The following is a 20,953-nucleotide window of genomic DNA, read 5'->3' on the forward strand; positions in this document are numbered from 1 at the left end:
AAACAGGGTTAGAACACTGTTTCCCACTCACGACCGGTGGCGGCGGAGCACGGACCGCCGCGCCGCGCTCAGTTGCTGTTGCCGGGCTTCCAGCCCAGGTAGTTGCTGAAGTAGCCCTGCCGCGCGTGGCCGATCGCGCCGTTGACGCTCGTCGCCCACACGCCGCCGCTGCCGTCCGCGATGCCCACGTGGCCGTACGCCGAGATGTTCCAGAACACGAACGCGCCCTTCGGCGGGGTGCCCGTCGTGTGGCGGGCGCCGTCGGAGGACTGCCAGTGCTCGATCGCGCTCGGGTGGTGCGTCACGCGGTCCCACGACAGGCGGGCCGCCTTCTCGCAGTAGCCCTGGTACGCCGTGCTGCCGGTGCGGCTCGAGTACCACGCGATCGCCTGCGCCGCGGTCCGGGCGGCGGCCAGTTCGGCGGGCGAGTCGACGATCACCGCGCCCGGGTCGGCGACGTCGGCGGCGGTCACCTCCGCGTAGACGTCGGCCGGTGCGGGGGCGGCCGTGGCGACGGTCGCGCCGCCGAAGAGCAGGGCGGCCGAGAGCGCCGCCGCCGGGTAGATGCTGCGCATGGGTGGTGTCTCCCTCGGTGGACAGGTTTCCGACCGGGACGACCCTGCGCGCGGCCCCTACACCGCCACTACACCCGCACTCTCACGCACCTCACAAAAGACAATGTCCACGACACAAATCGGCGTGACAAATTTCCGGGCAACGGAAAAGCGCATTGGCCGGTTGGGAAGTTTCCGCCTAGCATCCGGTTCGCCGTTCAATGACGAAAGGACCCAGAGATGACGGAAACCCTCGTGCGGAAAAAGCGTTTTCCGGGAATCGCGCTGGCCGCGCTGCTCGCCGGTGCGGTGGCCGTGCTTTCCGCGGGACCGGCCGCGGCGGCCGAGAAATCGCTCACCTACAAGGGCGGCTTTCCCCTGATCGGCGACCAGCAGGTCACCGTGGTGGTCAAGGCGGACATCCCCGCGACCGCCACGGCCGGCACCCCGGTTTCGGTGCCGTTCAGCCTCGACGTCGACGCCGGCCAGGCCGCCGGTGACGGCCTGCGGCTCGTCGGTGCCACCCGGGTTTCCGGCACGATCGCGTCGAAGGTGAACGTCGCGGTCGGCGGTCAGTCGGTGGCGATCCCGATCGAGCTGCCGATCCCGGAGACGCCCGTCCCGGCCGAAGGCAGCCTGAAGTTCACCGCGCAGGGCCAGGTCGACTTCACCATTCCCGCGGGCACCCCGCCGGGGGAGGCGACCAGCAGCGTCGACTCCGCGGCGACCACCCACGTCGTCACCGACAGCAGCCTCGGCGAGTTCGACGTCGCCCTGACGCTCGACCCGCCGGACCAGGACGCCACCCTCGGCACGACGACCGTCGGCTGACCCCCGCGCTCCGGCCCGCCGGAATCCGCCCGGCGGGCCGGAGCCGATGCCGGAATCCGGCACCCGGGAACTGCCGGGATCCGCCGGAAACCGTTCCCTCCCAACGTGATCCTCCCTTAGTAGGTACCGAGTCGCCGATCGTGCGCGGAGTATTCCGTGCCACCACGTCGAATCGTCACCGGCTGGAGGACCACTTCGTGAAAATCACTTCAGGAGTCCTACGTGGACTCGCGGCGGTTTCGGCCGCCGCGGCCGCCGTCGTCGCGCTGCAGGCACCCGCCGCCGCGGCCGCCGCGCGGACCGACCTCGGCATCAGCATGCAGGCCCAGCAGAAGGACCAGTGGTGCTGGGACGCCAGCGGCAACACGATCGCCGACTACTGGGGATATTCGCTTTCCCAGACCCGGTTCTGCCAGATCGCGCACAACGAGTCCGGCAGCGACTGCGCCAACAACCAGGGGTACCTGTCCGACCAGCAGCGGGTGTTCCGCTCACTGGGATTCACGAATGTCGGGTCCTACGACTCGAACGGGCAGGTCCTTTCCTTCGCGACCATCAAGAACCAGATCGACGCGGGACAGCCGATCGGCACCCGGATCGGCTGGCGGTCCGGCGGCGGCCACATGCACGTCCTCTACGGGTACGACGATTCGAGCGGCGCGACGCGGGTGGAATACGGCGACCCGTGGCCGGACAACAGCCGCTACAACTCGATGAACTACGACACCTACCGCTCGAACACCCAGTTCCAGTGGACGCACACGCTGTACGGGATCGAGGGATGAGCGTGCTGAAGAAAGCGCTGGGCGCGGCCGTGCTGGCCGGCGCCGCGATGCTCGCCACCGCCGGCGCCGCGAGCGCGGCCGCCGGACCGGCCGGCACCCCGACCGCGGCCGACACCGCCGCCATCGGCCAGGTCACCGGCGGCCCGGCCACCCTCGACCGGCTCGCGACGACGAAGTTCCCCGGCGCCCACGCGGCGGCCGCGGCTTCGCGGGCCGGTGCGGACGCCGGCACCCAGGTCGCCGTCTACGAGCCGACGGCGGCCTTCGTCGCCGGGACGTCGGACGTCCCCGCCGCGCTGGCCTACGTCGCGGTGCCGGCGCGGACCGGCGATGGCACCACGGCGACGGTCTGGGCCGAGCGGCAGGGCGCGGCCTGGACCGTCGTCAACGTCGCGTCGGGTGATTACGAGAAGAAGTACGCCGAGGCCGCGGCCGGCGGCTACCTCCTGCACGAACCGCAGGTCAACGCCTGGTACGCGGTGCACGGCGAGTCCGTGACGGTGCTCGACGGCTCGGTCACCGGCCTGGCCGCGGGCACGAAGCTCAGCTTGCGCGACTACCGCGCGGCGCTGCACCAGCGGTACGCGGACAAGCTGCCGGGTTCGGCTTACGACCGCGACGGCGCGGGCGGTGGCTACGGCGGCCGTGAGCGTGCGGTGCCCGCCGCGGACCCCGCGGACGTGCCGGTGCTGCCGTTCGTGCTCGGCGGTGCCCTCGTGCTGGCGGCGGGCGCGATCGTGGCGCCGCGGCTGCGGCGGCGGTAGGTCGGCGGGCGGGGGCCGCCGGCGCGCCGGCGGCCCCTTGGCAGGTGATCATGATCAGGTCAGAATGCGCCATGCCCGTTTCCCCGGCCGCCCAGCCGGAACCGGCGCGCCCGAGCGGCCCGGACCTCGCGCTGGTCGAGGCACTGCAGCGCGACCCGCGGGCGCCGTGGACGCGGATCGCCGCCGCCGTCGGCACCGACGCGACGACGGCCGCCCGCCGCTGGGACCGGCTGCAGGCGGCCGGACTGGCCTGGCTGACCGCGTACGTCACGGCCCCGACCACGACCGTCGGGTACGTCGACCTGGCCTGCCGCCCGGACGCGCTGGCCGGGCTGACGCAGGAGCTGTGCGGCTGGCCGTCGGTGTTCAGCGTCGAGCGCACGACCAGCCGGTTTTCGCTGTTCCTGTCTCTGGCCGCCCGCGACCTCGACGCGCTGGACGGACTGGTCACCGGCCGCCTCGGCGCCCTGCCCGGGGTGCGCGAGGTCCGGTTCGCCGTCGCCACGCGCGTCTACCGCGAAGGCAGCGGCTGGCTGGTGAACGCACTGGCCCCGGAACAGCGCGCGGTGCTCGACGAGACGGCGGTGCAGGCCCGCCTGGTCGTGCCGCAGCAGTGGAACGACCGGGACCTGCGCGCGCTGGTCGAGTCCCTCGGCGAGGACGGCCGGCGCAGCTACGCCGAGCTGGCCCGGGACTGCCGGATGAGCGAGTCGGTGGTGCGCCGCACGCTCGCGCGGATGCTCCGCAACCACGAACTCGACTTCCGCTGCGACCTCGCGCACGTCCCGGCGGGCTGGCCGGTGATCGCGGGCTACCGCCTCGACATCGCCGCGGACGACCTCGACCGCGCGGGCACGGCGATCGCGCAACTGCCCGAGACCCGGCTCTCGGCCGCGGTGGTCGGGGAGGGCAACCTGGTGGTGTCGGCGTGGCTGCGGGAGCCGGCCGGCTGCACGTGCTACGAGACGCGGCTGGCGGCCGCGGCCCCGGGCGCCCGCGTCCTCGACCGCGCGATCACGCTGCGGATGCCCAAGCGGATGGGCCGGCTGCTCAGCCCGCGCGGCCTCGGCGGCGCCCACCAGGCGATCATCCCGGCCCGCTGACTGTCGTGCGGTCGCGATCGTGGATCGGTCGGCGCCGCGACGACGACCCGGTGCCGCGGTGGATGCGCGGATTCTGGCGGGACGCGGCCGCGTAGGGTCGGAGGCGGGGATCCGGCACGGCGGAAGGACAATACGAGTGGGCGAGTCGAACTGGGCCGGGAACCACACCTACACCGCGGACTCGGTGCGGACCCCGCGTACGGTCGGCGAAGTGCGGGAAGCCGTCGCGGCCGCTTCGCACGTCAAAGCCCTGGGCAGCCGCCACTGCTTCAACGACATCGCGGACTCGCCCGGCGGTGTCCTGCTCGACCTGCGGGAGCTCGACGTCCCGGTGGAAATCCACGACGGGAGCGTCACCGTCGGCGGGTCGGCGCGCTACGGCGACTTCGCCGAGCAACTGCACAGCGCGGGGTTCGCGCTGCCGAACCTCGCGTCGCTCCCGCACATCACGGTCGCCGGCAGCGTCGCGACCGGAACCCACGGCTCCGGCCGGCGGCAGCCGGGGCTCGCCTCGGCCGTCTCGGCGGTGGAGCTGGTCACCGCCGACGGTGAGCTGCGGACCTTCACCCGCTCGAACCCGGAGTTCCCCGGGGTGGTCGTCGGCCTCGGCGCGCTCGGCGTCGTCACCCGGCTCACCCTCGACGTGGTGCCCGCGTTCGACGTCCGCCAGGACGTCTTCGACGGCCTGCCCTGGGAGGCCGCGTATCGGCACTTCGACGAGATCGAGGACGCCGGATACAGCGTCAGCATGTTCACGAACTGGGCGAACGACACCATCGATCAGGTCTGGGTCAAGAGCCGCGTGGACGCGTTCACCGAGCGGACCGGCCTGCTGGGCGCCGTCCCCGCCGACGGGCCGCGCCACCCGGCGCACGCGGCCGGGATCTCCGCCGAGAACGGCACGCCGCAGCTAGGGGTGCCGGGCCCGTGGCACGAGCGGCTGCCGCACTTCGCGCTCGCCTTCACCCCGAGCGTCGGCGACGAGCTGCAGTCGGAGTACTTCGTGCCGTACGAGGACGCGGTCGCCGCGGTGCGGGCGGTCCGCGGGATCGGCGACCTCCTGGCTCCTCTGCTGCTGGTGTCGGAGATCCGCGCGATCGCGGGCGACGACCTGTGGCTGAGCCCGTGCCACGGGGGCGACCGGGTCGCCCTCCACTTCACCTGGCAGCCGCGGCAGCCCGAGGTCGAGGCGGTGCTCCCGGCGCTGGAGGAACGCCTGGCCCCGTTCGGCGCCCGGGCCCACTGGGGCAAGCTCTTCCGCTCTTCGGCGCCGTATCCGCGGATGGCCGATTTCCGCACGCTGGCCACCGGACTGGACCCGAGTGGCAAGTTCCGGAACCCGTTCCTGGAGCGGCACGTCTTCGGCGGCTAGTGTCGCGCGGTGCAAGGTGTTCGACGTTCGGTGCGGCGGGAACCTGCGCCATGAGACTCCGGCCCGTGCAATCCCGGCCGCGATGTAGTGAATGAGTCATTCACCTCGTCCGGCGACATGAATGAGTCATTCATGTCGCCGGACCTGCCACCGCGACCCTCGGCAGATCCAGGTCCGATGCCCCCACGCCCCTTTTGGCGCGCAGGGCCGCTGTCAACGAACCTCGGACGCGCGACACCAGTCCGCCGGCGGGGCGCGGTCTCAGCGGAGCCCGAGGCGGCTGGTCCGGCGCGAGTGACAGCGAGATTCCGCTGATGGAGCCCGAGGCTGGGGAACGGCTCGCACCGCGCCTCAGCCCGCCGGCGGGGCCGTCGTCGCGCGGACGATCAGGTAGGTGTCGAGGACCTGCGTCGTGTGCTCGTCCGCGTCGCCGTCGAGCAGGTCCAGCAGGATGGTGACCGCCGCGCGGCCCGCTGCCTCCGTCGGCATCGCGATCGTCGTCAGCGGCGGCGCCGAGATCGCCGCGAAGACCAGGTCGTCGAAGCCGACCAGGCTGATCTCGTCCGGTACCGGCACACCACGGGCGTTGAGCCGGGCCAGCGCGCCGAACGCCACGAGGTCGTTGTAGGCGACGATCGCCGTCACGTCCGCGGCCAGCGCCAGGTCCGCGCCCTGCAGCCCGCCCTCGAACACCGGCGGGAACGGGCCGAACTCGACGACCTCCGTGCCGTGGCGCTCGGCGGCCTCGGCCAGGCCTTGCCGGCGGGCGCGGTCCGCCCACGACATCCGCGGCCCGCCGAGGTAGGCGCAGCGGCGGTGGCCGAGCGCGGCCAGGTGCTCGATGGCCTGCCGCATCCCGTCGGCGGCGTCCATCACGATCGACGGGATCCCCGGCACCTCGCGGTTGAGCAGCACCAGCGTCGTCTGCCCGGCGAGCGCGCGCAGCTGGTCGTCGGTCATGCTCGGGCTGCCCAGGACGACGCCGTCGACCTGCCGGGCCATCCGGCGCACGAGGTTCTGCTCCGTCGCCGGGTCCCGGTCGCTGCTCGCGAACAACACGGCGACGTCGTCCTGCCGGGCGCGGGCCTGGACGCCGTCGAGCACGCCGGTGAAGAACGGGTTGCCGAGGTCCGAGACCACGATGCCGATGTGCCCGGTGCGGGCGACGGGGTGCGGGGCACCGGCGGCGTGGTAGCCGAGTTCGCTCGCCGCGGCCAGCACCCGGCTGCGGGTCTGGTGCCGGACCAGGTCCGGGGACGTGAACGCGCGCGACACGGTCGAGATCGACACGTTGGCCCGGCGGGCGACGTCGTGAATGGTCACGCTCACGGCTACTCCTCGGCAGGCTCTGCGCAACATCATGGAAACGCCCGGCAGTGTTGTCAACAACGGACTGCCTTGCGGCAGCGGGGATCCGGCCGCCGCAGGGCCATTCGGCTGGGCTTGGCGTGAAAACCCTGCAAATCATTGACCGGGTTCTGCGGCAAATCGTAGAACGGAGTCTCCGCAGTGGTCCCCGTTCGCCGGGGCGCGGGTCCCCACCCCCTCAGAGGTGCCTGATGACCAGGAAAACCGAGTTCTGCCTGCGTGTTTTCGGAACCGCCGCGCTCGCCGCGGCGATGGCCGTCGCCGTTCCCGCCGGGGTCGCGCACGCGGCCTTCGAGAGTTCCCCCGCCGGCTTCGGCGCCGGCACGACCGGCGGCGCGGGCGGCGAGACCGTCACCGTGACGACGGCTTCGGCGTTCACCAGCGCGGTGGCGGACGCGGTCGCCCGCACGGTCCGGGTGAGCGGGAAGATCACCCTGGCGAACAAGACGCTGGTGAAGATCGGGTCGAACAAGACGATCCTCGGCGTCGGATCGGGCTCCGGCTTCACCGGCGGCGGGCTCGCCGTGGACAAGTCGTCGAACGTGATCATCCGCAACCTGGCCATCTCGAAGGCGGTCGGCACCGACGCGATCCAGATCCAGCGCGGCGCCACCCGGGTGTGGGTCGACCACAACGACCTGTCCTCCGACCTCGACCACGGCAAGGACTACTACGACGGCCTGCTCGACATCAGCCACGCCGCCGACGGGATCACGGTGTCCTGGAACAAGTTCCACGACCACTACAAGGTCTCCCTCGTCGGGCACAGCGACAGCAACGCCGCCGAGGACACCGGCAAGCTGCACGTCACCTACAGCCACAACTGGTTCGAGAACGTGAACTCGCGGCTGCCGAGCCTGCGGTTCGGCACCGGCCACGCCTACGACAACTATTTCCACGCGGTCACCGATTCCGCCGTGCATTCGCGGATGAACGCGCAGTTCCTCGCCCAGAACAATGTCTTCGAATCCACGAAGGTGTGCCTCGAAACCACCGGTGACAGCGACGTCGACGGCTACCTCAACGAATCGGGCAACTCCTTCGGCGGCTGCACGAACGAGATCACCCGCACCGGGAGCATGACGAATGCACCGTATTCCTTCACGCTGGAGCCGACTTCCACGGTCAAGGCCACCGTGACGGCGGGCGCGGGTGTCGGCCGGATCTGACCGGCGGCGAGCGTGCGGCCGGTTCGGGTAAGCGCTATCTCGAACCGGCCACCGCCGTTCGGAGTACCCGGTTTTCGACGAATTCGAAAGGGTGTCCCGCATATTGACACACTTGTCGCGAACGCCCTACCGTGACCAACGGAAGTTTCTCCCGAACTGCCCATTCGTCAGTTCCCGCGCGACCGGAGACCCGGCCGCGCCGATCGGAGACCCATGTCGGGGAGCAGGCGCCGCACCGTCGCGGACCCGCCGAGGCTGGCCGTGGTCGGCACGTCCGGCTACGCGTTCAGCTACCTGCACCGCGCCCGCATCCTGCACGACGAGGGCCTGGTGCGGTTCGCCGGCATGGCCGACGTCCGGGTGCCCTCGGCCGCCGCGATCGCGCTGCTGCCCGAGGGCGGCACCGCCCACGTCGGGGTCGACGACCTGCTCCGCCGCTGCCGCCCCGACATCACCGTGGTCGCGACCCCGCCGCACGCGCACGTCCGCGTCGGCGGCGCGGTGCTGCGGGCGGGTGGCGACCTGCTGCTGGAAACCCCGCCGGTCCTCGATCTCGCCGGGTTCCGGACGCTGTCCCGGCTGGCGGCGGAAAACGGCTCGGCGTGCCAGACCGGCTTCCAGAGCTTCGGCTCCCCGGCGCTGCCGGTGCTGCGGACGGCGATCGCGGCCGGGAAGCTCGGCGAGGTGGTGGGCGTCGGCGCGGCCGGGGCGTGGATCCGCACCGACGCCTACTACCGCCGCAACCCCTGGGCGGGCCGCCGGTGGCTGGACGGCGAACCCGTGGTGGACGGCGCCCTGACCAACCCGTTCTCCCACGCGGTGGCCACGGCGCTGCTCGTGGGCGGGGTCGGCGGGCGCGATCCGGCGGAGATCGCCCTGGAGCTGTACGGCACGCGCGACATCGAAGCCGACGACACGGCGTGCCTGCGCATCCGCTTCGACCGCGGACCCGAGATCGTCGTCGCCGCGTCGTTGTGCGCCGAGCAGGACCACGAGCCGTACGTGGTGGTGCACGGCTCGAAAGGACGCGCGAAGTTCTGGTACAAGAGCCACCGGCTGGAGCTCGACGACGAACGCGTCCACCTCGGCGAACCGGTGGACCTGCTGCGGAACCTGGTCGCCCACCACCTCGACCCGGCGGGGGTGCCGCTGCTCGCGCCGCTGCCGGCCACCCGCGCGTTCGCGTCGGTGGTCGAGGCGGTGCGGGACGCGCCGTCACCGGCCCGGATCCCGGCGGGCTGGATCCGCACGGCCGGCGAAGGGGCGAGCCGGCACCCCGTGGTCCGGGGGATCGGCGAGGAGGTCGCCGTCGCCGCGGACCGGCTGGCGCTGTTCTCCGAGATCGGCGTCCCGTGGGCGAGCGCCGGGCGCGGCGGCTCGGCCGCGGACCGCACCGGGTGACGCCTCCACCCGGTGCCCTCGCGCTGACAGCCCGCCTCGACCCGGTTGCTGTAAGCGCTTTCTCAAGCTGCCCATTTTCCGTCGGAGTCGTTGCTGCACAAGGGGTATTGCGCCGTTCCGCCCGTTGACACGAGTCGGCGCACTGCCTACCGTGAGCGCGCTGACGGCGTTTTCAGAAAGTGCTGACCGGCTGAGAACGGAGAGCTCGATGCGTCGGACAAGAGAGCGACGGACGCTCGTCGCGCTGGCCGCGGTGGTCCCGCTGCTGCTGACCGGGGTCGCCGCGTGCGGCTCGGACTCCGGCGGCGGGGACGTGACCATCACGTTCGTCTGGTGGGGCAGCGACGGCCGGGCGACCCTGACGAAGAAGGCCGTCGAGCTGTTCCAGCAGAAGAACCCGAAGATCAAGGTGCAGACGTCGTTCTCGGCGTACGCGGCCTACTGGGAGAAGCTGGCGACGCAGACGGCGGGGGGCAGGCCGCCGGACGTGCTCAACGTCGACACGCGCTACCTGGCCGAGTACGGCGGCCGGGGCGTCCTGGCCGACCTGAACGAGGGCGCGGGGAAGTCGATCTCGCTGGCCGACGTCAACCCCGAACTGGCGGCCACCGGCGTGTACCAGGGCAAGCGGTACGCCGTGCCGTGGGCCCAGAACACGCCCGCGATGCTCTACGACCCGGCGGCGTTCACCGCGGCGGGCGCGGACCCGGCCAAGGGCCTGACCTGGGACCAGTACGCCGAGGCCACGCAGAAGGTCAGCGCCGCCGGAGGGGCTCGCGGCACGACCGACTTCGGCATCCTCGACACGACCCTGGAGATCTGGCTGCGCCAGCAGGACAAGCAGTTCTACACCCCGGAGGGCAAGCTCGGGTTCACCGCCGACGACCTGCGCCGGTACTGGCAGCTGGCGGGCCGGTTCCGGGAGAGCAAGGGCGCGTCCGCGGCCGACGTCACGGCGTCCTACAACACCTCGCCCGAGCAGTCCCCGCTCGGCAAGAAGCTGACGAGCTCCGAGTTCGCCTACGACAACCTCCTGCCCGCGTACCAGAAGGCGAACGGCAAGCCGCTGAACGTGGCGCCGTACCCGACGGGCGGAGGTGGCAGCACCGGGCAGTACCGGCGGCCGTCGATGTTCCTGTCGGTCTCCGCGCGCAGCCGGCAGCAGGAGGCGGCGGCGAAGCTCGTCGACTTCCTGGTCAACGACCCCGAGGTGGGCAAGATCGTCGGCACCGACCGCGGGCTCGCCCCGAACCTCAAGGTCCGCGCCCAGCTCGCGTCGTCGGCGAAGGGGGCCGACAAGACGCTCTACGACTACGAAGCCGCCCTCGAACCGAAGCTCGGCGCCGCGCCGCCGGTGCCGCCCAAGGGCGCCGGCGCGATCCAGAAGCTCCTCCAGCGCACCTACGAGGAGGTCGCGTTCGGGCGGATGAGCGTCGACGACGCCGTCAACCGGTTCATGTCCGAAGCCGAGAAGGGACTCCAGTAGCCGATGACGACCGTGCGCACCCCGGACCCGCCGGTCGCCTGGGACACTCCCGTGCGGGCCCGGCGGCGGGACCGGCCGCCCGGGCGCCGCCGCAAGAGCCGGCCGGAGGCCTTCGCGTTCCTGACGCCCTGGCTGCTCGGCGCGGTGGCGCTGACCGTCGGCCCGATGGTCGTCTCGCTCTACCTGTCCTTCACCGACTACGACCTGTTCACCTCGCCGAAGTGGGTCGGCTTCGGCAACTTCGCGCACATGGTCACCGACGACGACCGCTACCTGCAGTCGGTGAAGGTGACCCTGATCTACGTCCTGGTCTCGGTGCCGCTGAAGCTCACGGTGTCGCTGCTGGTGGCCATGCTGCTCAACACCCGCCGCGGCGGAGGCGGCTTCTACCGGGCCGCGTTCTACGCGCCGTCGCTGCTCGGCGCGAGCGTCGCGGCGGCGCTGGTGTGGCGGGCGCTGTTCATGGGCGGCGGCCCGGTCAACGAGGTCCTCGCCTCGGTCGGCTGGCACACGCCGAGCTGGGTCGACGACCCGCGGTTCAGCCTCGCCTCGATCGTGCTGCTCGGGGTCTGGCAGTTCGGCGCGCCGATGGTGATCTTCCTGGCCGGGCTCAAGCAGATCCCGGCGGAGCTGCACGAGGCGGCCGCGATCGACGGCGCCGGCGCGGTCCGCCGGTTCCGGCACATCACGCTGCCCATGCTCTCACCGGTGATCTTCTTCAACCTGGTGATGGAGGCGATCCACGCGTTCCAGGCCTTCACCCCGGCGTTCGTCATCGGCGGCGGCCGCGGCGGCCCGGCCGACGCGGACCTGTTCTACACGCTCTACCTGTTCGAGGTCGGCTTCCAGGACTTCCGGATGGGCTACGCGTCGGCGATGGCGTGGGTGCTGCTGGCGGTGATCGCGATCGTCACCGCGATCGTGTTCAAGACGGCGAAGCTGTGGGTGTTCTACGACGATGCGGGAGAGCGCCGATGACCGTGCTCCCGCGCTCCGCGCGTTCGGCGGCCTGGCACGTGCTGTGCCTCGTGATCGTCGCCGTGGTCCTGTACCCGCTGGTGTGGCTGGCGTTCGCGTCGGTCAAGCCGCCGGACGAGATCCTTTCGCGCCTGTCGCTGCTGCCCACCCGGTTCGTCTTCGACGGCTACACGAAGGGCTGGGAAGGCGCGGCGGACGTCGGGTTCGGCTGCTTCTTCCTCAACTCGTTCCTCGTCGCCGGACTGTCGGTGGCGGCCAACGTCTTCTCGTGCTCGCTGGCCGCGTTCGCGTTCGCCCGGTTGAACTTCCGGTTCCGCGGCGCGCTGTTCGCGTTCATGATCACGACGCTGATGCTGCCCTACCACGTCACGCTGATCCCGCAGTACGTGATCTTCCAGCAGGCCGGGCTGGTCAACACGTTCGTCCCGCTGATCCTGCCGAAACTGCTGGCCACCGAAGCGTTCTTCGTGTTCCTGATCGTCCAGTTCATGCGCGGGATCCCGCGCGAGCTCGACGAGGCCGCGATCATCGACGGCTGCTCGGTCTACCGGACGTTCTGGCACGTCGTGCTGCCGCTGTCGAAGCCGGCGCTCGTCACGACGTCGATCTTCACGTTCATCTGGACGTGGAACGACTTCTTCACGCAGATGGTGTACCTGAACGACACGGAGAAGTTCACCGTGCCGCTCGGCCTGCGGCTGTTCGTCGACACCAGCAGCGAGTCGAACTTCGGCGCGATGTTCGCCATGTCGGCGCTCGCGCTCGTCCCGATCGTGCTCTTCTTCCTCGCCTTCCAGCGCCTGCTCGTCGAAGGCGTCAGCACCAGCGGCCTGAAGGGGTGACGGCGATGCGGACCCAGAGACGATCAGCAGAGTGGCGAACCGAGTTGGAAGGCTTCTCGGACTGCCTGCTGACGGGCCTGCTCGTCGCACTCGCGTCGGTGCCGGTGGTGACCGCGGCCCCGGCGTTCGCGGCGGGCTGCCGGGCCCTCGACCGGGCGCGCCACGGCATCGGTCGTCCATTGTGGACGACGTTCTGGGCCGACTTCCGGCAGGCCGTCCGCGGTGGGGCGGCGTTCGGCCTGCTGGGCCTCTTCGCGGCCGTGCTGTTCGCGGTGGACCTCGCCGTCGTGGGCGCCATGCCGGGTGCGGGCGTGCTCCGCCCGGCGCTGTGGGTGCTGGCCGCCGCGGTCGCCGTCGTCGCCGTGCGGACGTGCGAGGTGGTCGCGACCGGCGAGCCGGCCTGGCGCCGCGCGGTCGTGACCGCCGTGCGGGAGACCGCGGCGGCGCCCGGGAGCGCCGTGCTCCTGGCCGGGGCGGCCGGTCTCGCGGTGGTGCTCGTGTGGATGCTGCCGATCCTGGCCCTGCTGGTGGCCGGGCCGCTGGCGCTGGCGGCCGTGGCGACCGGCGGGCAGCGGTGACTCCTGCGGTGGTCGTGTTCGGCACGGCCGGCTACGCGCGCACGCACCTGCGCCGGGCCCGGGCCCTGCACGACCGGGGCGAGATCGTCCTGGCCGGCGCGTGCGACATCCGCGAGCCGCCGGAGGAGGCCGGCGAGCTGGTGCCGGTGGTCACCCGCGACCCGGCCGAGCTGCTGGCTCGCGTGCCGGCGGACATCGCCGTCGTGGCCACCCCGCCGCACACGCACCTGCCCCTGGCCCGTCTCGCGCTCGCCGCGGGCTGCCACGTGCTCGTGGAGAAGCCGCCGGTGCTCGACCTGACGGCGTTCGACGAGCTGACGGAGCGGGCCCGGGGCCGGGCCTGCCAGATCGGGTTCCAGAGTTTCGGCTCGCCCGCGGTCCCGGTGATCCGGGCCGCGCTGGCCCGGGGGGCGATCGGGACGGTCACCGGGATCGCCGCCGCGGGCGCGTGGATCCGGCGTGATCGCTACTTCGCGCGGGCCGCCTGGGCGGGCCGTCGCCGGCTCGACGGCCGAGCGGTCGTGGACGGCGCCCTGACGAACCCGTTCGCCCACGCCGTCGCGACCGCCTTGCTGCTCAACGGCACGGCCGGGGCGCTGCCCGAGCGCACCACCGTCGAGCTGTACCGCGCCCGCGACATCGAGTCGGACGACACGGCGTGCGCCCGGCTGTGCTTCGCCGGTGCGCCGGACGTCGTCGCCGCCGCGACGCTCGCCGCCGAAGCGGACCACGAGCCCTACGTACTGATCCACGGCACCGAGGGCCGGATCCGGTGGCACTACAAGACCGACCTCGTCCTCGTCGGTGACGAGCCGGTCCCGGTCGGCCCGCCGGAAGACCTGCTGGCGAACCTCGTCGGCCATCTCCGCGACGGTGTGCCGCTGCTCGCTCCGCTGGCCGCCACCCGCGCGTTCACCGCCCTGGTCGAGGCGGTCCGCGACGCGCCCGAGCCGAGGCGGCTGCCCCAGGCCCGCGCCGTCGGCACCGGGCCCGAGCGCCGGTTCGTCGTGCCGGGCGTCGACCGGGCCGTCGATGCCGCGGCCGAGCGGCTCGCGCTCTTCTCCGAACTCGCCCTGCCCTGGACCCCCGCCCGAGAGGAGACGTGATGGTGGTGCGCCGGTACGCGATCGTCGGCCTGGGCTCCCGGGCCCAGCTGTTCGCCCGTGCCCTGGCCGGCTCGCCGCGGGCGGAGCTCGCGGCCTTCTGCGACCGCAGCGAAACCCGCATGCGCGTGCACAACGGCTGGCTCGGGGCCTCGGTGCCGGGCTACCGGCCGGCGGACTTCCCCGCGATGCTGGCCAAGGAGCGCGTCGACGTCGTCGTCGTGTGCACGCCGGACCACACGCACGCGGACTACGTCGTCGCCGCGCTGCACGCCGGCTGCGACGTCGTCACCGAGAAGCCCATGACGACCGGCGTCGACGGCGCGCGGCGCATCCTCGCGGCCCGCCGCGAGACGGGGCACTCGGTGCGGGTCGCCTTCAACTACCGGTACAACCCGGTGCACCGGCGGGTGCGCGAGCTGCTGGCCGCGGGCGCGATCGGGGAGATCGGCTCGGTCGAGTTCAGCTGGCTGCTCGACACCGCGCACGGCGCCGACTACTTCCGGCGCTGGCACCGCGAGAAGGCGAACTCCGGCGGGTTGCTCGTGCACAAGTCGGGCCACCACTTCGACCTGGTCAACTGGTGGCTCGGCCGCGGCCCGGAGACGGTGTTCGCCTTCGGACGCTTGTTCTTCTACGGCGACGGGAACGGCCACCGGCGCACCGCCGCCGACGACCGGTTCGCCCTGGACCTCGAGGCCTCACCCAAGCTGCGCGCGCTCTACCGCGACGCGGAGCGCGAAGACGGCTACGTCCGGAACCAGGACGTGTTCGCACCCGGCGTCACCATCGAGGACGACCTGTCGGTGCTCGTCCGCCACCGCGGCGGAGTGGTGCTGAACTACCACCTGCACGCCTACTCGCCGCGCGAGGGCTACCGCGTCGCGTTCGCCGGCAGCGAGGGACGGCTCGAGCTGGACGTCCGCGAGAACGAGTTCCCGGCCGGCGCGGTGCCGGCCCCCGAGCCGGGACGCGCCCGGCTGACCGTGCAGCGGCACTGGGCGCCGTCCGAAGTCGTGCTGGACGAGGTCCTCGGCGAAGGCCACGGCGGCGGGGACGAGCGGATGCTCGCCGAGTTGCTCGGCGACGCCGAGCCGGACGAGCTCGGCTGCGCGGCGGACCACGACTCCGGTCTGCAGGCGCTGCTCACCGGGCTGGCCGCCGACCGGTCGCTGGCCACCGGTGCGCCGGTGCCGGTCGACGAGCTGCTCGCCGAGATCGGGGAACCGGCGTGAGCCGGGCGGCGGTGGGGGATGGGACGGTGGAGCTGGCCGAGGACGACGACGGCCGCGTGCGCGTGCACGTCGGCGACCTCGTGCTGGCGGAGTACGTCGTGGCGCCGCCGACGCCGGCCGTGGACTCGCCGAAGCCGTACTTGCACCCGCTGCGCACCACCGCGGGCGAGACCGTGACCGCCGTCCGGCCGCACGACCACCCCTGGCACAACGGCCTGCAGTTCACCATGGCCCACCTCTCGGGGGAGAACTTCTGGGGCGGGCGGACCTACGTGCGCGGCCGGGGGTACACGCCGCTGGGCAACAACGGCAGCGTCGGCCACGTCCGCTGGGAGAGCATCGTTTCCGCGGCCGGGCACTGCGAACTGCGGCACGAGCTGGCCTGGCGCACCGCGGCGGGCCGCCGGTGGCTGACCGAGCACCGCACGCTGCGCTTCGGCGACGTCTCGGTCGCCGGCGGGCACTGGACGCTCACCTGGACGAGCCGGCTGCGCAACACCAGCGGCCGTCAGCTGCGCTGGGGGAGCCCGGTGACCGAAGGCCGCGACACCGCCGGGTACGGCGGGCTGTTCTGGCGCGGCCCCCGCTCGTTCGTCGGCGGCGTGGTCCGGACGTCCGACGGCCGGGCGGCGAACGAGGCGATGGGGCACCGCGCGCCGTGGCTCGCGTTCACCGGCCGCCACGACGAGAGCCTGCGGACCTCGACGCTGCTGTTCGCCGACAGCCCGGCCAACCCCGGTTTCCCCACGGCCTGGTACGTGCGCGCCGAGCCGTTCCCGGTGGTCAGCTTCGCCGCGACCTACCACCGGCCGTGGGTGGTCGAACCGGGGGAGGAGCTGACGCTGACCCACCACGTCGTCGTCCTCGACGGCGATCCGGACCCCGCCCGGCTGGCCGAGCTCGCGGCCCGGGCGGCCGAGTAGAAGGAGCCGACATGCGCTGGAAGGCCTTCGCGGGGTGCTGCGCCCTGCTCGGACTCACCCTCACCGCCGCGCCGGCGGAAGCCGACGGCCACGAGCCGGGCCGCGTCGTGCTCGGCGCGCACGACGGCTGGGGCGCGGCGACCACCGGGACGACCGGGGGAGCGGCCGCCGCACCCGGCGACGTCCACACGGTGACCCGGCGCTCGGAGCTGGCCGCCGCGCTGGCGGCGCACCCGGGCGCGCCGAAGATCGTCTACGTCCGCGGCACGATCGAGGGCGATGTGGACGCCCGCGACCGGCCTCGGACCTGTGCCGACTTCGCCGATCCCGCCTACAGCCTGCCCGCGTACCTGGCGGCCTACGACCCGGCGACGTGGGGCAAGGTCGAGCCGTCGGGACCGCTGGAGGAGGCGCGGGCCCGGTCACAGGCCAACCAGGCGGCGCAGGTTGTGCTCGACGTCGGCCCGAACACGACGGTCTACGGCCTCGGCGGCGCCACCCTGCACGGCCTGACCCTGCGCGTCACGGGCGACAACGTGATCCTGCGGAACCTGCGGTTTTCCGACGCGCACGACTGCTTTCCTGAGTGGGACCCCCTCGACGGCGCGGACGGGAACTGGAACTCCGAGTACGACAACGTCGACCTCGTCGGGGCGACGCACGTGTGGGTCAGTCACAACGAGTTCAGCGACGGCGGGAACACCGCGCAGCCCACGTACTTCGGGCGCAAGTACGAAGTCCACGACGGACTGCTGGACATCGTCAACGGCTCGGACTACGTGACGGTGTCGGACAACCGCCTGCACGACCACGACAAGACGATGCTGATCGGCAACACCGACAAGCCGGCCTACGACGTGGGCAAGCTGCGCGTCACCGTGCACCACAACGTCTTTTCCGAGATCGGGCAGCGCGCGCCGCGGGTGCGGTACGGGCAGGTGCACGTGTACGACAACCTGTACGTCGTGCGGGACGCGGCTGCGTACACGTATTCGCTGGGCGTCGGGGTCGAATCGCGGATCCACGCGGAGAACAACTTCTTCCGGATCCCGGCGTCGGTGCCGCTGGGCGCGCTGGTCCACTATTGGAAGGGAACGGTGTTCCACGCGACCGGAACGCTGGTTTCGGTGGGTTCGGCGCGCCCGCGTCCGGTGGACCTGCTGGCGGAGTACAACGCGGCGAACGACCCCGACCTGGGGCCGGACGTGGGCTGGACACCGGCGCTGGTGGACCGGCTCGACCCGGCGTGGGCCGTGCCGACGCGCGTACTGGCCGGCGCCGGTCCCGTTTTCTGAAAATCGACGGCTTCGGCGACCGTCCGGGGGACCGGAGACCCCGTGCGGCGGGCGGCATTGACACGGGGAAGCGCCGAACCCGAAACTGAGAAAGCGCTTTCAGCACTCATGAGGACCCGTTCCCGAACGGGAAGAACCAAGGAGTGATGAGCATGTCCCCGATATCCCGGGTGCTCCGGGTGCTCCGGGTCGCGGCCGTCGCCGCCCTCGCGGTCTCGGCGGTGGCCGGTGCCGGCGCGACCGCGTCCGCCGCGTCCTGGCCGAACCCGAGCACGAGCGTGCCCATCGGCGCGACCATCAAGGTCACCAGCGGTACCTACGACGGCGGTCTCAAGCGGTTCTACGGCACCGGCGACCTCGGTACCAGCGGCCAGGACGAGGACCAGGGCCCGCTCTTCGAGCTCGCCGACGGCACCACCCTGAAGAACGTCGTCCTCGGCAACCCGGCCGCCGACGGCGTGCACTGCCTCGGCACGTGCACACTGCTCAACGTCTGGTGGGAGGACGTCGGCGAGGACGCGGCGACCTTCAAGGGCACCTCGGCCTCGCAGACCATGACCATCGACGGCGGCGGTGCGCGCAAGGCGTCGGACAAGGTCTTCCAGCACAACGGGCCCGGCACCATGTACATCCGCAACTTCCAGGTCAACGACTTCGGCAAGCTGTACCGCTCCTGCGGCAACTGCAAGACGCAGTACAAGCGCACCGTGGTCGTCGACAACGTCACCGCGACCGTGCCCGGCAAGGCGCTCGTGGGCATCAACACCAACTACGGCGACACCGCGAAGCTGACCCGGATCACCATCGTCGGCGACTCGAGCCGCAAGATCGAACCCTGCCAGAAGTACCAGGGCGTCACCAGCGGCGAGCCGACGAAGATCGGCAGCGGGCCCGACTCGACGAACTGCCTCTACACCAGCGCCACCATCACTTACCAGTAAACCGTCCGGGGGGTGCCGTCCGCCGTCCGGTGCCCCCGGACTCCCCGGTGGAGGTACCCGTGTTCACCCTGCTCATCGCCTCGGCTCTCGCGGGCGCGTCGCTCACGATGCCCGCCTGCGCGCACCTCGTGGTGGCCGCGGACGGCTCGGGGAGCTTCGCGACCGTTCAAGCGGCGATCGACGCCGTTCCCGCCGGGGGCACGGTTTCGCTGAAGCCCGGCACCTACCACGAAGTGATCACCGTGCCCGCGGGCAAGACCGGGATCACCTTGCGCGGCACCACCGGCAAGGCGTCGGATGTCGTCATCGACTACGACAACGCCGGCGGAACGAAGAAACCGGACGGCTCGACGTACGGGACCACGGGCAGCGCGACCGCGACGATCGCCGCGAACGGCTTCACCGCGAGCGCGCTGACCTTCCGCAACTCCTTCGACCGCCGGGCCCACCCGGAGATCACCGCCACCCAGGCGGTCGCGGTGAAGACCACCGGCGACCGGATGGTCTTCGACAACGTCACTTTCCTCGGCCGCCAGGACACGCTCTACGCCGACACGGCGGCGGCAGGCACGACCGGCCGTCAGTACTACCGCAATTGCGCGATCAGCGGTGACGTCGACTTCCTCTTCGGGCGCGCGACCGCCGTGTTCGACCGGGCGACGATCACCGCGCTCGACCGCGGCTCGAACCCCAACGGCTACCTGACCGCGGCGAGCACCCGTCGGGCGAACGCGTACGGCTTCCTGATCGTCGACAGCAAGGTGGTCAGCGCGGCGGCGGACGCGAGCTTCCACCTGGGCCGGCCGTGGCACCCCGGCGGGGACGTCGACGCCATCGCGCAGGTCGTCGTCCGCGAGACCGTCCTCCCGGCGGCGATCAAGCCGGCGCCCTGGACGGACATGTCCGGCTTCTCGTGGAAGGACGCCCGGTTCTTCGAGTACCACAACACCGGGCCGGGTGCGGGCACCGGCGCCGACCGGCCGCAGCTGAGCACCGCCCAGGCCGCGACGTTCACCGCGCAGCGGTACCTCGCGGGCGGCGACGGGTGGAACCCGGTGCACTGATGCCGCCGGTGGGAAAACCTCCCGGCGGCTCTTGACGGAATCCGGGTGAGCGTCAACCATTCCACCGTCACCTCACCCGGATTCCACCGAAGTGGCGGCCGCTCCGTATGTTAACGCTAACAGTCCAGGATCAGCGCCGAACCGAGGACAGACCATGAGACCGCGCCCCCTCCCGGCCGTCATCGCCGTGGCCGCCGCCTTGGTGAGCGCGCCGGCCGCCCAGGCCGCGACCTACCCGGACCCGGGGTACGTGACCGGCGACATCACGGCGGTCCACGACCTGTCGATGATCCGGGCGGCCGACGGCAGCTACCTGCTGTACTCCACCGACCAGTACCTGCAGATCCGGCGCTCGACCGACCGGATCCACTTCACGAAGATCGGGTCGGTCTGGCCGGACGGCGCGCCGTGGACCGCGCCGTTCACCGATCCGGCCGACCCGGGATACCCGTGGGCGCCGGACATCTCGTTCCACAGCGGCAGGTACTACCTGTACTACGCCGCATCGACGCTCGGTTCGCGCACCTCGGCGATCTTCCTGGCCACCAGCGCGACCGGTCTGCCGGGCAGCTGGACGAACCAGGGGCTGGTGGTGCGGACGAGCAACTCCGATGACCACAACGCGATCGACCCGAACCTGTTCGTCGACTCCGCCGGCCGGTGGTGGCTGAGCTTCGGCTCGTGGTGGACCGGCATAAAGATGTACCGGCTCGACCCGGCGACCGGCGAGCGCAGCACCACCGACACCGCCCTGCGCGCCATCGCCCAGCGCACCGGGAGCACGACGGCCGAGGAAGCGCCCTACATCGTCCAGCACGGCAGCTACTACTACCTGTTCGTTTCGTGGGACCTGTGCTGCCAGGGGACGAAGAGCACCTACCGGGTGATGGCCGGGCGGTCGACGTCGATCACCGGGCCGTACACCGACCGCAACGGTGTCCGGATGACCGCGGGCGGCGGCACGGAGATCCTCGCGAGCCACGGCGACGTCCACGGCCCCGGCCACGTGGCGGTCCTGCACGACTCGGACGCCGACGTGCTGATCTACCACTACTACTACTCCGACGCGACGCCGCTGACGGGCAAGCTCGGCATCAACCTCATCGGCTACGACAGCGCCGGCTGGCCCTACGTCCACTGATCGGAGGGCACCGTGCCGCA

20 protein-coding genes are annotated in these 20,953 nt (G+C 71.9%); 18 read left to right on the forward strand and 2 right to left on the reverse strand.

From position 1 onward, the window contains the following. Positions 1-68 precede the first annotated feature (68 nt). On the reverse strand, positions 69-575 hold the full coding sequence (locus QRX60_RS36300) for a hypothetical protein (RefSeq protein ID WP_285995958.1): 507 nt from the start codon (positions 573-575) through the stop codon (positions 69-71). 219 nt (positions 576-794) lie between these two features. Between QRX60_RS36300 and QRX60_RS36305 the strand changes: the two genes are divergently transcribed. The 5 genes from QRX60_RS36305 to QRX60_RS36325 all read left to right on the forward strand — a co-directional run bounded on the left by QRX60_RS36305 (position 795) and on the right by QRX60_RS36325 (position 5,409). Further along, on the forward strand, positions 795-1,385 hold the full coding sequence (locus QRX60_RS36305; RefSeq protein ID WP_285995959.1) for a DUF6801 domain-containing protein: 591 nt from the start codon (positions 795-797) through the stop codon (positions 1,383-1,385). 197 nt (positions 1,386-1,582) lie between these two features. Further along, entirely contained in the window at positions 1,583-2,170 is a 588-nt protein-coding gene (locus tag QRX60_RS36310) for a papain-like cysteine protease family protein (protein ID WP_285995960.1), read from the forward strand. Next, the gene (locus QRX60_RS36315) at positions 2,167-2,934 is read left to right on the forward strand and encodes a hypothetical protein (protein WP_285995961.1); all 768 of its coding nucleotides are present in this window, start codon (positions 2,167-2,169) and stop codon (positions 2,932-2,934) included. The genes QRX60_RS36310 and QRX60_RS36315 overlap by 4 nt, the downstream gene beginning before the upstream one ends. 71 nt (positions 2,935-3,005) lie before the next feature. Then, positions 3,006-4,037 (forward strand): Lrp/AsnC family transcriptional regulator, encoded by a 1,032-nt coding sequence (locus QRX60_RS36320; RefSeq protein ID WP_285995962.1) that lies wholly within the window; start codon positions 3,006-3,008, stop codon positions 4,035-4,037. Between the two features lie 136 nt (positions 4,038-4,173). Then, positions 4,174-5,409 (forward strand): FAD-binding protein, encoded by a 1,236-nt coding sequence (locus QRX60_RS36325; RefSeq protein WP_285995963.1) that lies wholly within the window; start codon positions 4,174-4,176, stop codon positions 5,407-5,409. A 351-nt stretch (positions 5,410-5,760) separates the two neighbouring features. Here the strand turns inward: QRX60_RS36325 and QRX60_RS36330 are convergent, their stop codons facing one another. After that, positions 5,761-6,738 carry a LacI family DNA-binding transcriptional regulator gene (locus QRX60_RS36330; RefSeq protein WP_285995964.1) on the reverse strand — a complete coding sequence of 326 codons (978 nt, stop codon included), beginning with the start codon at positions 6,736-6,738 and terminating at the stop codon, positions 5,761-5,763. A gap of 230 nt (positions 6,739-6,968) precedes the next feature. Between QRX60_RS36330 and QRX60_RS36335 the strand changes: the two genes are divergently transcribed. From QRX60_RS36335 to QRX60_RS36395, 13 genes are all read left to right on the forward strand, one after another. After that, the gene (locus QRX60_RS36335) at positions 6,969-7,946 is read left to right on the forward strand and encodes a pectate lyase family protein (protein ID WP_285995965.1); all 978 of its coding nucleotides are present in this window, start codon (positions 6,969-6,971) and stop codon (positions 7,944-7,946) included. Between the two features lie 213 nt (positions 7,947-8,159). Next, complete coding sequence (locus tag QRX60_RS36340; protein WP_285995966.1) at positions 8,160-9,347, forward strand: Gfo/Idh/MocA family protein; 1,188 nt, start codon at positions 8,160-8,162, stop codon at positions 9,345-9,347. A gap of 208 nt (positions 9,348-9,555) precedes the next feature. Next, positions 9,556-10,833, forward strand: coding sequence for an ABC transporter substrate-binding protein (locus QRX60_RS36345; protein WP_285995967.1), 1,278 nt, complete (start codon positions 9,556-9,558; stop codon positions 10,831-10,833). A 3-nt stretch (positions 10,834-10,836) separates the two neighbouring features. Beyond that, positions 10,837-11,811, forward strand: coding sequence for a carbohydrate ABC transporter permease (locus tag QRX60_RS36350; protein WP_285995968.1), 975 nt, complete (start codon positions 10,837-10,839; stop codon positions 11,809-11,811). Then, on the forward strand, positions 11,808-12,653 hold the full coding sequence (locus QRX60_RS36355) for a carbohydrate ABC transporter permease (protein ID WP_285995969.1): 846 nt from the start codon (positions 11,808-11,810) through the stop codon (positions 12,651-12,653). Before QRX60_RS36350 ends, QRX60_RS36355 begins: the two co-directional genes overlap by 4 nt. Before the next feature lie 44 nt (positions 12,654-12,697). Then, positions 12,698-13,231: a DUF624 domain-containing protein gene (locus QRX60_RS36360; protein WP_285995970.1), complete on the forward strand. Its 534-nt coding sequence runs from the start codon at positions 12,698-12,700 to the stop codon at positions 13,229-13,231. Next, complete coding sequence (locus QRX60_RS36365) at positions 13,228-14,337, forward strand: Gfo/Idh/MocA family protein (RefSeq protein ID WP_285995971.1); 1,110 nt, start codon at positions 13,228-13,230, stop codon at positions 14,335-14,337. Before QRX60_RS36360 ends, QRX60_RS36365 begins: the two co-directional genes overlap by 4 nt. Then, complete coding sequence (locus tag QRX60_RS36370; protein ID WP_285995972.1) at positions 14,337-15,569, forward strand: Gfo/Idh/MocA family protein; 1,233 nt, start codon at positions 14,337-14,339, stop codon at positions 15,567-15,569. The genes QRX60_RS36365 and QRX60_RS36370 overlap by 1 nt, the downstream gene beginning before the upstream one ends. Further along, entirely contained in the window at positions 15,566-16,492 is a 927-nt protein-coding gene (locus tag QRX60_RS36375) for a DUF6807 domain-containing protein (protein WP_285995973.1), read from the forward strand. The genes QRX60_RS36370 and QRX60_RS36375 overlap by 4 nt, the downstream gene beginning before the upstream one ends. 11 nt (positions 16,493-16,503) lie before the next feature. Beyond that, positions 16,504-17,787, forward strand: a complete 1,284-nt coding sequence (locus QRX60_RS36380; protein WP_285995974.1) for a pectate lyase family protein — start codon at positions 16,504-16,506, stop codon at positions 17,785-17,787. A 170-nt stretch (positions 17,788-17,957) separates the two neighbouring features. After that, a complete protein-coding gene (locus QRX60_RS36385; RefSeq protein ID WP_332845874.1) occupies positions 17,958-18,728 on the forward strand; it encodes a pectate lyase in 771 nt (256 codons plus the stop codon). A gap of 59 nt (positions 18,729-18,787) precedes the next feature. After that, positions 18,788-19,792, forward strand: coding sequence for a pectinesterase family protein (locus tag QRX60_RS36390; RefSeq protein ID WP_285995976.1), 1,005 nt, complete (start codon positions 18,788-18,790; stop codon positions 19,790-19,792). 154 nt (positions 19,793-19,946) lie between these two features. After that, positions 19,947-20,933 carry an arabinan endo-1,5-alpha-L-arabinosidase gene (locus tag QRX60_RS36395; RefSeq protein ID WP_285995977.1) on the forward strand — a complete coding sequence of 329 codons (987 nt, stop codon included), beginning with the start codon at positions 19,947-19,949 and terminating at the stop codon, positions 20,931-20,933. Positions 20,934-20,953: the final 20 nt, after the last annotated feature.

Origin of the sequence: Amycolatopsis mongoliensis (assembly GCF_030285665.1) — a bacterium.
Taxonomy (GTDB): Bacteria; Actinomycetota; Actinomycetes; order Mycobacteriales; family Pseudonocardiaceae; genus Amycolatopsis; species Amycolatopsis mongoliensis.

Coding starts and splice junctions, on each gene's coding strand:
- QRX60_RS36300 (WP_285995958.1), bottom strand. CDS start 575: ATGCGCAGCATCTACCCGGCGGCGGCGCTCTCGGCCGCCCTGCTCTTC.
- QRX60_RS36305 (WP_285995959.1), top strand. CDS start 795: ATGACGGAAACCCTCGTGCGGAAAAAGCGTTTTCCGGGAATCGCGCTG.
- QRX60_RS36315 (WP_285995961.1), top strand. CDS start 2,167: ATGAGCGTGCTGAAGAAAGCGCTGGGCGCGGCCGTGCTGGCCGGCGCC.
- QRX60_RS36320 (WP_285995962.1), top strand. CDS start 3,006: ATGCCCGTTTCCCCGGCCGCCCAGCCGGAACCGGCGCGCCCGAGCGGC.
- QRX60_RS36335 (WP_285995965.1), top strand. CDS start 6,969: ATGACCAGGAAAACCGAGTTCTGCCTGCGTGTTTTCGGAACCGCCGCG.
- QRX60_RS36340 (WP_285995966.1), top strand. CDS start 8,160: ATGTCGGGGAGCAGGCGCCGCACCGTCGCGGACCCGCCGAGGCTGGCC.
- QRX60_RS36345 (WP_285995967.1), top strand. CDS start 9,556: ATGCGTCGGACAAGAGAGCGACGGACGCTCGTCGCGCTGGCCGCGGTG.
- QRX60_RS36350 (WP_285995968.1), top strand. CDS start 10,837: ATGACGACCGTGCGCACCCCGGACCCGCCGGTCGCCTGGGACACTCCC.
- QRX60_RS36355 (WP_285995969.1), top strand. CDS start 11,808: ATGACCGTGCTCCCGCGCTCCGCGCGTTCGGCGGCCTGGCACGTGCTG.
- QRX60_RS36370 (WP_285995972.1), top strand. CDS start 14,337: ATGGTGGTGCGCCGGTACGCGATCGTCGGCCTGGGCTCCCGGGCCCAG.
- QRX60_RS36380 (WP_285995974.1), top strand. CDS start 16,504: ATGCGCTGGAAGGCCTTCGCGGGGTGCTGCGCCCTGCTCGGACTCACC.
- QRX60_RS36395 (WP_285995977.1), top strand. CDS start 19,947: ATGAGACCGCGCCCCCTCCCGGCCGTCATCGCCGTGGCCGCCGCCTTG.